The 12,594-nt window shown below is 43.8% G+C and carries 13 protein-coding genes; 2 read left to right on the forward strand and 11 right to left on the reverse strand.

From position 1 onward, the window contains the following. Window positions 1-380 precede the first annotated feature (380 nt). The 3 genes from HR45_RS13330 to HR45_RS13340 all read right to left on the reverse strand — a co-directional run bounded on the left by HR45_RS13330 (window position 381) and on the right by HR45_RS13340 (window position 1,899). A complete protein-coding gene (locus HR45_RS13330) occupies window positions 381-1,178 on the reverse strand; it encodes an EcsC family protein (RefSeq protein WP_037443762.1) in 798 nt (265 codons plus the stop codon). A 148-nt stretch (window positions 1,179-1,326) separates the two neighbouring features. Further along, window positions 1,327-1,560: a hypothetical protein gene (locus HR45_RS13335; protein ID WP_037443765.1), complete on the reverse strand. Its 234-nt coding sequence runs from the start codon at window positions 1,558-1,560 to the stop codon at window positions 1,327-1,329. A 75-nt stretch (window positions 1,561-1,635) separates the two neighbouring features. Beyond that, window positions 1,636-1,899: a hypothetical protein gene (locus HR45_RS13340; protein WP_156104074.1), complete on the reverse strand. Its 264-nt coding sequence runs from the start codon at window positions 1,897-1,899 to the stop codon at window positions 1,636-1,638. A gap of 130 nt (window positions 1,900-2,029) precedes the next feature. Here HR45_RS13340 and HR45_RS13345 point away from each other — a divergent pair, with 130 nt between their 5' ends. Both HR45_RS13345 and HR45_RS13350 read left to right on the forward strand, forming a co-directional pair. Further along, window positions 2,030-2,500, forward strand: coding sequence for a helix-turn-helix domain-containing protein (locus HR45_RS13345; RefSeq protein ID WP_052074733.1), 471 nt, complete (start codon window positions 2,030-2,032; stop codon window positions 2,498-2,500). Between the two features lie 297 nt (window positions 2,501-2,797). Next, window positions 2,798-3,979 carry a tyrosine-type recombinase/integrase gene (locus HR45_RS13350; RefSeq protein WP_037443771.1) on the forward strand — a complete coding sequence of 394 codons (1,182 nt, stop codon included), beginning with the start codon at window positions 2,798-2,800 and terminating at the stop codon, window positions 3,977-3,979. A gap of 79 nt (window positions 3,980-4,058) precedes the next feature. On the opposite strand, the gene glmM is transcribed toward HR45_RS13350, so the two are convergent. The 8 genes from glmM to HR45_RS13390 all read right to left on the reverse strand — a co-directional run bounded on the left by glmM (window position 4,059) and on the right by HR45_RS13390 (window position 12,593). After that, a complete protein-coding gene (gene glmM / locus HR45_RS13355) occupies window positions 4,059-5,396 on the reverse strand; it encodes a phosphoglucosamine mutase (protein WP_037443774.1) in 1,338 nt (445 codons plus the stop codon). A 35-nt stretch (window positions 5,397-5,431) separates the two neighbouring features. Further along, complete coding sequence (locus HR45_RS13360; protein ID WP_037443778.1) at window positions 5,432-6,436, reverse strand: NAD-dependent epimerase; 1,005 nt, start codon at window positions 6,434-6,436, stop codon at window positions 5,432-5,434. 136 nt (window positions 6,437-6,572) lie between these two features. Then, window positions 6,573-7,586: a UDP-glucose 4-epimerase GalE gene (gene galE / locus HR45_RS13365; RefSeq protein WP_037443781.1), complete on the reverse strand. Its 1,014-nt coding sequence runs from the start codon at window positions 7,584-7,586 to the stop codon at window positions 6,573-6,575. A gap of 52 nt (window positions 7,587-7,638) precedes the next feature. Further along, entirely contained in the window at window positions 7,639-8,709 is a 1,071-nt protein-coding gene (rfbB, locus tag HR45_RS13370; RefSeq protein WP_037443786.1) for a dTDP-glucose 4,6-dehydratase, read from the reverse strand. A gap of 21 nt (window positions 8,710-8,730) precedes the next feature. Next, window positions 8,731-9,279, reverse strand: a complete 549-nt coding sequence (gene rfbC / locus HR45_RS13375) for a dTDP-4-dehydrorhamnose 3,5-epimerase (protein WP_037443789.1) — start codon at window positions 9,277-9,279, stop codon at window positions 8,731-8,733. After that, the gene (gene rfbA / locus HR45_RS13380) at window positions 9,279-10,172 is read right to left on the reverse strand and encodes a glucose-1-phosphate thymidylyltransferase RfbA (protein ID WP_241461127.1); all 894 of its coding nucleotides are present in this window, start codon (window positions 10,170-10,172) and stop codon (window positions 9,279-9,281) included. Before rfbA ends, rfbC begins: the two co-directional genes overlap by 1 nt. A gap of 29 nt (window positions 10,173-10,201) precedes the next feature. Beyond that, the gene (gene rfbD / locus HR45_RS13385) at window positions 10,202-11,092 is read right to left on the reverse strand and encodes a dTDP-4-dehydrorhamnose reductase (RefSeq protein WP_037443791.1); all 891 of its coding nucleotides are present in this window, start codon (window positions 11,090-11,092) and stop codon (window positions 10,202-10,204) included. Between the two features lie 85 nt (window positions 11,093-11,177). Beyond that, window positions 11,178-12,593 carry a phosphomannomutase gene (locus tag HR45_RS13390; protein ID WP_037443794.1) on the reverse strand — a complete coding sequence of 472 codons (1,416 nt, stop codon included), beginning with the start codon at window positions 12,591-12,593 and terminating at the stop codon, window positions 11,178-11,180. Window position 12,594 lies beyond the last annotated feature (1 nt).

Raw genomic sequence — 12,594 nt, forward strand, 5'->3', positions numbered from 1 at the left:
TTTGGTTTTACAATCATGAATGGCCACACAAAGCCAATGGTGGAAAGCCACCATTGATGGCAGCTTAACCTCTACTTTTAACTGCGGTTAAAAATGGTAATTTTCCCTAGTTTGTAAAACTAACAAGATGGTCAACGGTCGGAAAGATAGATAAGTAATATCACCCCAATAATAAGCAAGAGTGGTAAACACCTGATTATCCACGCACCAAATTCATATGAAGTCATATCTCTGTTGAAGTCAAAAGACCACCTATGTTTGCTGAAACCTCGTCACAATAACGTTTACAAGGTTTCCAAAATCGCTGTCGGTTGCCAATGCTTAAAGCCAAGGCAACCACAACGGTTCAAATCGTTACCCAATTCAAAGGCGTTCAGAGTTTAATCTATCAACTTAAGGTCGTTATAGATCTTCTGGATACGCTCCTTACCGTGCTTTCGCTCCAACTTGCGTACAACGAAATGACCCGTTGCCATATCTTGAAAATGATCCATAAATAAGGTGTTGATAATAGCGCCACCTGCTGCCCCAATTGCAGGCACAGCCTGTGCGGCAACCTTTTCGGTTACTTGGATACTGAACCGTTCTGCAATACTCGCGATAAATCTAACCAAAGCCGGCGATCCATCTGCCGTTAGAGCATTGGCAGCTAAAAACGCTGAGGCATCTGATACGGCTTTTCCTAGTGCGGTTCTAACAGCGTAGTATCCACTTTCTGAACCATCATCAGAAACACTCGGCCCACCAAGAGCGAATACTTCCAAACACGCCAGCTTTACCTCATTCTGAGAGATTGATTCACCATGGCTTCTTGCAATGTCAGCGATGGATCTGAGCATAATGGTGGTGGAAATTGGCAACTCGACCGCAAGAGCCGTTAGTCCAAAGAAACCGCCAACCCCGCCAGATATTGCCACGCCCAGCTTGTGCCATCTATTTGAAGATTGATTTCCTGGCAGATCTTTCATTGTAAAGATTGCAGCTTCTGACGCCTTCATTAATGAAGATTTTGTTACTTCACCAATATTCTTTTGCCAACCGTTAGGCAGTAGACCAAACCCCCTTTCTATTGGTTCTCCAATAAAGTTAGTCGCCTTCGCAGCGATACCGGGATTTTCGAGTAGCATTTTTGCATTTTTTAACTCTTGCAACTCGCTTTCAGATAAGTTGAATTCCATTTTTTTACCTTGATAAATAGCGTTCAGTATTCGAACTACTTGTTAATGACATATGCTCAGAAAACCGCCTGTGGCAATTGGCTGTCACAGATATCCGACACTCAATTATTTACAATGACTATCAACAGCTTGTGAAAAACCTGGCGCATCAATTTTTTTCCTTCACGCTTTCGTATATCTCTTGAATGAGGAGAATGTCTTGTACGCCTATCTTTTCAATCACACGGTCAATCAGCTCATCTACTTGCGTACTAAGTTCACCCTGAAAGACGTATTTCTCATCGACCAATTTCCTGACTTCACGTTTAACAATGCTCTTCTGTAGCGTTTCAGGTAAAACCTTGCTCAAAACGCTTTTGATAAATCCCATGTGGTTCGCCATTTAATTTTTATTCCTTTTGTTATTTGAATTGCCGCGACTCAGTAAACCGACTGTTTGGCCCATTAAGACAAAAGCTCATTCATAACTAGGCAAATCTAACGAGCCGCCACACTGGTCCACATTGGGCAAAAAATTACCCGCATTAGGATTAAATCTGTCGCCATGACGAAGTGCTTCCTGACATACCGCAGTGTTTGACGCTAATGCTGCTCCTACAGCTATTGCACCAACAACACAAACCAAGCCAACTACCAGATCTGACGATGTAAGTGACAACTCTAGGCTTCCCGCTTTCAAGCTCAAAACGTCTTTATTCTCACCTTGATTTCTTATTTCCATTTCAGCCACCAATTGATACATACCAAATGATTAATAAACTACTGGTTTATACATGCCGATAAGAATATAACCAAATTTGTTTATGTCAACTGTATTTTTAGTTAAACTATAAAAAATTTCGGAGGTACCAATGGAAACATCGTTCAACACTGTCTTAGCCCTAACAATCAAACAGAAAAGAGAGGAACAAAAACTCACTCAAGCTCAAGTAGCAGAGCTTATGGGGATGACGAGTGCCGGATGGGGAAAAATCGAGAATGGGCAGGCAACGTTATCTATTGATAACATTTATAAATTTTGCCAACTCAAGGAGATTAATATCGATGTTTCTTCGCTGATAAACTTAGCCGAGCTTCGAGTCAAGGAGCTGACTAAAGCTGGATGGAGCGTTGGCACGCTTCCCAAGAGAGAAGATGACAAGCTTCTATGGGGATACACTTTCGATAAATCTTTGTCCTCAAATTTAAAAGTGAAGGCTGCATTTTTAGGCGTCGCTGCCGTATCACCCGCATTGGGTGGAATTATTAGTGCTGCGGTGGTTGGTGCTGAGTTAGCGGGTAAGTTTTTTGAAAAAAAGGACGATGACTCATCTGATAAGTAATTTATACAGATGTCGAAATCGCCAGCTTGGTAAAGCGATAAGTAACGGAAGTGTCGAAACGCTAGACAAAGAAATTAGTACCAAGTACTGGACAGATATCCAGTATTGAGTAATATGGTAGGTGAGATTTTCACCAATAGGTAAACTGTTAGAAAATCGAGAGATGCAGTTGGGGCAGAGTGGCGGCAACCACCCTACCCCGTACCGGCTGCGACGACCTTAAAGCGACCCCAGCCGATGGCGCAATGTTAGCGAAATCCATCGGATAGGGACAGATCTATTTTGATGGAGGCCACTATGGCTCATATTCGCGTGCGCCCGAATGGACGTATTCAGTTCGATCTTCATTTATATGGTCGCCGTTTTCGTGAAGGCACGAAAATGATGGCTACCCCTAAAAATCTCAATCAAGCCAAAGCAACATTGAAGCAGATGAACGCGGAAATCGACCTTGGCACCTTTCAGTACCGAGATTACTTCCCACGAAGCAAAAAGGTCGCGCTGTTTGAAGCGCTGCAACGTGAAAAGCATCCAGATAGGCTGTACCCCTTCTTTGATACCTACGCCAATGAATGGTTTGAACGGCAAAAGGCTAAGTGGAAATCCAGCTACACCAGCACGGTACGCAATACGCTAGACCGTTACCTCATCCCCAAATTTGGCAACACGCTTATTTCGGAAGTGACCTTGGCACAAGTTGATTACTATCGTGATGATTTGATGGCTGAGAAAAATCCACATGGGGAGCGCAAACTGTCCAATCGCCGTATCAACGGTATTCTGTGGCCGCTGGTAGCTATTCTCAGCCTTGCTGCAGATGAGTTTGCATTCACTTACCCGCTAAGGCGCTATAAGGCGTTAAAAGAAGAGCGTGCAGACTCACACCCCATGACGATGGAAGAGGTGCACAAATTTTTGGATAAGGTGGATATTGAATGGCGCGACTACTTTATCGTGCGCTTTTGGACGGGCATGCGCAGCTGTGAAATGCATGGGCTGCAATGGGACAACATCGACTTTAACCATCACCTTATCCATATTCGCCAGAATTGGGTCAATGGTGAACTCGGTGATGTAAAAACGCCGAAGTCTCGTCGTGATTTGCGTATGTGTGACACACTGTTAGATGTGTTTACAAGGCTGAAAGAGCGAAACCTGCGCCGTGGGGGCGATTCACAGTTTGTGTTTACTCACCAAGGTGAACCGTTAGATACCCATTTCGTCAGTAAAAAACTGTGGTTTCCAACCTTAAAGAAAGCAGAGCTTGCTCGGCGGCGCCCATATGAAACACGCCATACCGCTGCGGTGTTACATATCGCTGCGCATGAAAATCCACTCTACATTTCCCACATGTTGGGACACAGTGACACTAAGCTACTGTTTAACGTATACGCACCCTATGTAGCGAATGCCTCTCGTCAGGATGGACAGGCATTTAGCAAGTTGATGGCATCAGGACGAAGCGCTGAGCGAGTATAAGGTGAATATGTGCAAGAGGCGGGATTAACCCGCCTCTATTCTTTACCTCAATCGCTATGATGAGATAAACGACAACCGACTAAATCGCTTGTTTTACAACGTCAACGATCCGCTGAGCGAGTAGGTGAACATTAGCTTCATCTTCACCCTCGACCATGACCCGTACCAGTGGCTCGGTTCCAGACTTACGCAGTAATACGCGACCAGTTTCACCAAGCTCTTCTTCAACGCCTGCAACGACCAATTTCACTTCTTGCGCGACCAGTGGATCTTTACCACCATCGAAACGAATGTTCAGCAGTACTTGAGGAAGTAACGTCATCGGCGCAAGCAGTTCTTCCAGTGACTTTTGCTGACGCTGCATGGCTGCAAGCACCTGGATACCAGCAACGATACCATCACCCGTTGTACAGTAATCCAAATTAATCACGTGCCCAGAGTTTTCACCACCAATACGCCAACCTTTTTCAGTCAGCATTTCCATCACGTAACGATCACCCACTTTGGAGCGAGCAAATGGAATGTCCAATGCTTTAAGCGCCAATTCGAGACCGAGATTCGACATCTGTGTGCCCACAACACCACCAACCAAAGCACCTCGTTGATGAGCATCACTGGCCAAGATATAGAGAATTTGATCACCATCGATAACGTATCCATCTTTGGTCACCATCATGATACGGTCACCGTCACCGTCCAATGCGATCCCCAAATCAGCTTGGTTAGCAACGACAGCCGCAGAGATTGCCGCCATAGCGGTTGCGCCTACTTTATCGTTGATATTGGTGCCATTTGGCTCCGCGCCAATGACGACAACTTCAGCACCGAGTTCTCTGAAAACACTCGGCGCAATGTGATACGTGGCACCATGCGCACAATCAACAACGATTTTGAGGCCATCTAAGGATTGATTAGACGGGAAATTGCCTTTGCAAAATTCAATATAACGACCAGCAGCATCGTTAATGCGCGACACTTTGCCTAACAGTTTGGATTCGACACATTCAAGAGGGCGTTCAAGCTCAGCTTCAATTTCTAGCTCAAGCGCATCATCAAGTTTAGTGCCTTTAGACGAGAAGAACTTGATGCCGTTGTCATAGTAAGGGTTATGAGAAGCACTAATCACAATACCGGCTTCAGCCCTAAATGTACGGGTAAGGTACGCGACAGCTGGGGTTGGCATGGGTCCCATCAACATAACGTTCAAACCAGATGCGCATAATCCAGCTTCCAAAGCGGATTCAAGCATATAGCCAGAGATACGAGTGTCCTTACCAATAAGTACCTTTTTTGTTCCTGTACGCGATAACACGCGCCCTGCAGCCCATCCCAACTTCAATGCCAGCTCAGGCGTCATATTGCTGCCACCCACACGGCCACGGATACCATCAGTACCGAAAAACTTCCTTTCTTTCACTTAGTTATACCTAATTAATATTGATGTTTTTCTGATTATAAATAATAGTTTTTATACCATTCAGCGAATGCCTGAACGCCTTCTTTGATACCAACTTTCGGCTTATAACCTATCGCTTTAAACAGATCTTCGGTATCTGCCCTAGTGGCTTGTACATCCCCATCCTGCATTCCCATCATGATTTTCTCTGCTTTTTTGCCAAGTGCAGCTTCAAGTTCTGCGATGAAATCCATCAACTTAACCGGACTGCCATTCCCGATGTTGTATACTCGGAAAGGTGCCAAACTGGTGGCTGGTGAACCAGATTCAACAGTCCAGTCGCTGTTAGGTTCAGGGATATGCTCGGCGCAACGGATCACCCCTTCAACGATATCGTCGATATAGGTGAAATCACGGCTCATGTTACCATGGTTGAATACTTTAATCGGCTTATCTGCCGTAATTGCATTAGCAAACAACATCGGAGCCATGTCTGGACGTCCCCAAGGACCATATACGGTAAAGAATCGCAAACCAGTGGTCGGTAATCCGTAAAGATGGGAGTAACTATGCGCCATCACTTCATTGGCTTTTTTAGTCGCAGCGTAAAACGACACAGGATGGTCAACGGAATCACTGGTCGCAAACGGCATCTTACGGTTTAAGCCATATACCGAGCTTGATGACGCATACACTAAATGCCCAACTTTATGCTGGCGACAGCCTTCGAGAACGCAAAGTGTACCGATTAAATTGCTGTCAGCGTAAGCAAAAGGATTGGTAATCGAGTAACGTACGCCAGCTTGGGCGCCCAAATGGATCACCCGTTCAAATTGGCCTTCAGCAAACAGCGACGCCATCCCTTCACGATCTGACAAGTCAAGCTGCTTAAAGGTAAACAGCGATTGTCCATCGAGTTTGTTTAGTCTGTCTTGCTTGAGACTGACATCGTAGTAATCATTGAGGTTATCAATACCAAGGACTTCATGCCCTAAGTTACAAAGACGTTCAGAAACACTTGAACCTATAAATCCGGCTGCACCGGTAACCAGATATTTCATAATATCCCTTAATAAACTATTCTTCTCTTTGGATAGTGTTCAAAAGCTTGTTTATCCCTTTATAAAAAAGATTCCTTCACTTCAATAAGTCATAGAAACCTCAATATCTCGACTGGTTAAATATAAAAAGCACAAACTATTTATAGCCATTGGGATTAAGTGACTGCCAATGCCAGCTGGATTCAACCATATCTGTCAATGTGTGTTCTGCTTTCCAACCAAGCTCCATCGCCGACAAATTAGGATCGGCATAACAAGATGCTATATCGCCATCTCTTCTCGGAGAAAATTCAAATGGTAGTGATTTACCACAAGCGACTTCAAAAGCATGCAGCATTTCGAGCACACTATACCCAACGCCAGTACCTAAGTTATAGGTGACTAATCCCGGCTTAGTCCGCAGCTTATCTAATGCTTTTAAATGCCCTCTAGCCAAATCCACTACATGTATATAATCGCGAACGCCAGTACCATCAGGAGTGGGGTAATCATTTCCAAAAATACTTAATTTTTCGCGCTTCCCAACAGCCACCTGTGCGATATAGGGCATAAGGTTATTAGGAATATCACTCGGATCTTCACCAATCAAACCACTCTCATGAGCACCGACAGGGTTGAAATAACGTAACCGAGCAATATTCCATCGCGGATCAGCTTTGTGGAGATCTTCAAGGATATTCTCCACCATCAATTTTGACTCACCATAAGGGTTAGTGGCACGTCCAGTTGGAAAATCTTCTTTAATTGGTAATGACGCTGGATCACCGTACACAGTTGCAGAAGAGCTAAATACTAGATTAAACACTCCTGCTGCGGTCATTGCCTCAACTAAGACTAAAGAGCCAGCTACATTGTTCTGGTAATACTTTACAGGCTTGCTTACCGACTCACCAACCGACTTAAGTCCGGCGAAATGGATCACCGCCTCAATAGCATGTTTACTAAATATTTGTTGAAGTATCTCTGCATCGCGAATATCCCCTTGGTAAAAAGTCACCTCTTTATTCGTGATTTGTTTAACGCGCTGCAGCGATTCAACACTTGAGTTACTGAAGTTATCGAGTACCACAACATCCTCATCGATCGACAGTAATTCAACGAGCGTATGGCTACCGATGTAACCGGCTCCACCTGTGACTAACACTGACATAAAACATCCTTTAAAAAAAATAAAAACCCTTCAATGGGAGAGCAAAAGTAATTCATCCCACTGTAGAAAAACTATCAACCCATTGCTCATTGTTTAAATACCAACGAATCGTTTGCTTCAACCCATCCACAAATCCTACTCGAGGAGCAAAACCAAGTTCAGTGATAATTTTTCGGCAATCGACACCATAACGACGATCATGCCCTGCTCGATCAGTCACATAGGTTATAAGGCTGCTAGCAGACAGTCCCCTCGCATATGGTGAAGCTGTAAAACGTCTAATGAGTAAAGAATCTGCTGCAAACTCTTCGTCCAGCAATTTACACAACAAGGTTACCGTATCAATGTTACGCCATTCATCCATGCCACCAATGTTGTAACTCTCACCTATTTCACCTCGCTGCAAAATCAGATCAATGCCTCGACAGTGATCTTCCACGGAAAGCCAATCTCGAATCTGATGACCATCCCCATATATTGGAATTAGTTTACCTTGAAGAATGTTCGTTATACAAAGAGGTATTAATTTCTCTGGAAATTGATAGTAACCATAGTTGTTAGAACAATTACTTATCGTAATCTGCAGGCCATAAGTTTGATGGTATGAACGAACCAAATGATCTGAAGCAGCCTTTGACGCCGCGTACGGAGAATTAGGAGCATATGGCGTACTTTCATTGAAAGGTTGATCACTAGGCATCAAAGAACCATAAACTTCATCAGTGGATACATGGTGGAAACGATGTTCTATTGGATTTGCAGGATCAGCGAGCCAGACTTTTCTAGCTGCCTTTAGCAAACTGTGAGTCCCCACGATGTTGGTCTCAACAAATTTATCTGGTCCCGAAATTGAACGGTCAACATGAGACTCTGCCGCAAGATGAACCAGAGTATCTATCTGCTCATGACGAAGGAGTGATTCGACTAAATCTGTATCGCAAATATCACCTTTTACAAACCTAAATTTTGGACTTTTCATTACCGACTGCAAATTGTCAGCATTGCCCGCATAGGTTAAAGCATCGAGGACTGTGACACTATCATTTGGATGCTGAGCCAACCAATAATTCACAAAATTGGTGCCTATAAACCCAGCGCCACCAGTGACGAGTAATCTTTTCATAAACAATTCCGCTGTATTGAACTACGAAAATGCAACCGCATCAAAAAACGATTTGGCGATGCGATCTTTAACAGACAATAACGGAGGGTTCCCCTCTATGAGAGGCCAATTGATTGCAAGCGTTGGGTCATCCCAACTAACAGTATGTTCGGCACTGGGGTTATAATAATCAGTACAACGATAAACGCATTCAGCATATTCAGTAAGTACATAAAACCCATGAGCAAAACCTGGTGGTACCCAAAGCTGGCGTTTATTTTCAGCGGAAAGCATTACACCTACCCACTGACCAAAAGTACTCGATGATTGGCGCATATCTACCGCAACATCAAACATCTCACCAGATGTTACCCGTACTAATTTTCCCTGAACATTCTCAGTCTGATAGTGCAAACCGCGAAGTGTTCCCTGACATGATTTAGAATGGTTATCCTGAACAAAGCTGCATTCACTGACATGTTGACGAAACAAGTCATCACGCCAAGTCTCCATAAAAAAGCCACGCGCATCAGCATATACGGTAGGCTCAATGAGTTTGACGTCTGGAATTTCGGTTGCGATAACTCTCATTAACTATCCCATTCACTTTCTTGAGCTATACGCATTAGATACTCACCATAACCACTTTTGATTAAAGGCTGAGCCAACTCTTCAAGTTGTAGTCTGTCAATAAAACCCATTCGAAATGCCGTTTCTTCAGGGGATGCAACCTTTTGTCCTTGCCGCTTTTCTAAAACTCGTATAAAGACGGCTGCATCTAGTAAGGAATCATGAGTACCCGTGTCTAACCAAGCAGCACCGCGACTAAGCTTCTCTACGCGTAATTTACCACGGTTAAGGTAAAGGTTATTAATATCACTGATTTCCAACTCACCTCGGGCAGAGGGACTAAGCTGCTTCGCTAACGCCACAACGTCATTATCGTAGAAATATAGGCCAGTAACAGCATAGTTGGACTTTGGAAGTTTTGGCTTCTCTTCAATCGCTACTGCCATACCTGAGTTATCAAACTCAACGACACCATAGCGCTCAGGGTCCTGCACATAATAACCAAAGACAGTTGCACCGTCTTGCTGACTTGCAGCTTGCTGCAAGGTTTTGCTCAGACCGTGACCGTGAAAAATATTATCCCCAAGGATCAAACAGACTGCATCATCTCCAATAAACTCCTCAGCAATAAGAAATGCTTGGGCAATGCCATCAGGTGTTGGCTGCAGCGCATATTCAAGCCGGATACCCCACTGCTGCCCATCAGCCAAAATCGCTTTATAAGTAGCAAGATCTGATGGGGTACAAATGAGTAATATTTCGCGAATGCCCGCTAACATTAAAGTAGTGAGTGGATAGTAAATCAACGGTTTGTCATATACAGGCAGGAGTTGCTTGTTGACACCGAGAGTTGCAGGGTACAAACGACTTCCACTGCCCCCCGCAAGAATAATGCCTTTCATTTTAAAACTCATCCATCCCACAAATCCTACAATTATAGAATTTAACTATTAGGTAAATAACCAGATAAATTTGAAAGCGCTAGCTTCCAATCACTCGGATAGATGCCGAATGTAGTTCTAATTTTACTGCAATCCAAACAGGAATTAGCAGGTCGATTTACCTTGGACGAGTACTGAGTAGAAGAAATGGGCGAAAGTCTGGGAACCTTCTCAAGGACACCTTGATTTAAGGCTGATTCGAAAATTTGAGTAGCAAATTCATACCAATTCACATAGGGAAATCCAGAAAAATGGAAAATTCCCCATTCATCAAATTCTGGGTTCAATGTCTGTTTTGCCATCGTCATTAGGGTTGTCGCAATATCATTGGCGTACGTTGGGCCGCCAAGTTGATCATTGACAACGCAGATTACATCTCGCTCTAATGATAATTTGAGCATGGATTTTACAAAATTTACGCCTCGCTCACTGAAGACCCACGAAGTTCGTAACACTAAATAACGACTACAGTTTTCAGCAATAACCATCTCTGCTCTAAGTTTCGATTGTCCGTAAGCAGATAAAGGATTTGGGTGATCTACCTCGTAGTACGGCCCCACTTTAGCTCCGTCAAAAACATAATCGGTTGAAATATGAATTAACGTAGCCCCTATGGACTCTACTATCCTTGCAAGATTGACAACAGCCAAAACATTTACGGCATACGCAGAAGTGGGATCTGATTCAGCGGCATCTACAGCAGTGTATGCCGCCGCATTGATAACACATTTCGGCTTGAATTTAGCAATTAGCGCCTTCAATTGAATACTATCGGTGATGTCCAACTGATGATGGGTGAATGATACATATGGCATACCAGACTGTTTTAATAGACGTTCGAGGTATGTTCCGATTTGCCCTCCGGCACCAGTAAGCAAAAAATCAATCACCATGCTATTCCTTATGCCAATCTAGAAATGAAGATGGCCGGCAAGAGCGACTTACCGGCCATAATTTCTCAGATATAAACTACTTGAACTAGGTCAGGTTTTGCAATTTTGTTAACGTATCAGCTACCAAAGTTTGAGCAGATTGGACAGAGTCAGATTCAGCGTAGCACCTAAGTTCTGGCGCATTACCGGATGGGCGCAAATGGACGATATCGCCGTTTTCCAAAGTGATTCTAAAACCATCAACAGTATTTACACTTTCAATGATAACAGATGTAAAACCGAGCTTAGACATAAACTCATCCGGCGCCAAGACCGCTTGGGATAAAATAGCTTTGCTTCTCTCGGTAGCAAAATCTTTGATTCTGTCCGATGCAGTAAAGCGATTAGGCAGTTGTTGTAACAGAGGTACAATACCTTTAGATGCAACATTTAGTACTGCTAATACTGGGAGTAATGCATCACGGGTAGGTAAAGCTTTAACCATTTTACCTTGAAACTCTATGTCAGATCCCAACAGGAAGCCACCATTAGCTTCAAATCCCGCAACTCTGTTAAAGCGGGATTTCAATTCAGCAAATGCATCAATCACATAGGGTGAACCAATGCGAGTTCGCTCAACTTCATCAAAATAGCCACATTGTTCAATAGCTGAGTTACAGCTAACGGGTACAGAGAGCGCCTGAATACCTAATGCTTTCGCGCATAAAATCCCAAGCACATCGCCGCGCAGCCATTCACCATCTTCACCTGCCAATAAGGGCCTATCACCGTCACCATCTGTCGAAAAAAGTATATCTAGTTTATACCGATTAACCCATTCTCTGGCTCTAGCCTTATCTTCATCTGATACCGCTTCAGTATCTATAGGCACAAACTGTTCACTCCGCCCAAGAGTAATAACCTCTGCGCCTAAATCAGTGAATAGCTCACGATATATATCTCGTCCGGCACTTGAATGCTCATAGATACCAATTCTCTTGCCTTTCAAATTAGCATTAGCAAAGACTTTATTACGCTCAATGTACGCCAACTTTGCATCATTCGATATCGTCAGCTCTGGCAATGTCGAAAGGGCTTCGAAAGCAATATCAGAGCTAAGTATTGCTTGTTCATCAGCTTTAGTAATCTCGCCATCAGGACGATAAAACTTTAGACCGTTACGATCGAATGGAATATGGCTACCAGTGACCATGATGGCAGGAATGCCAAGCGACATGGATTGATGAGCCAAAGCAGGAGTTGGAACCACACCATAGAAAACAGGTTGAATACCAGCATTCAACGCTGCAGCAGCACATGCCTGAGCCATCTTGTAGCTGCTAGGTCTATTGTCTATAGCAATAGCGATCTTTTTAAATTCAAATGACTCTTGGGCTACAGCGAGAAAAGCATGAGTAAAAGCAGCACAAACATCTGGTGTAAAATCAACAACCAGACCTCTCGCGCCGCTAGTACCGAAAGCAACATCACTGTTTGAGATTACGTGATTTGAATAAGCCATC

It is taken from the genome of Shewanella mangrovi, from assembly GCF_000753795.1.
Classification (GTDB): Bacteria; Pseudomonadota; Gammaproteobacteria; order Enterobacterales; family Shewanellaceae; genus Shewanella; species Shewanella mangrovi.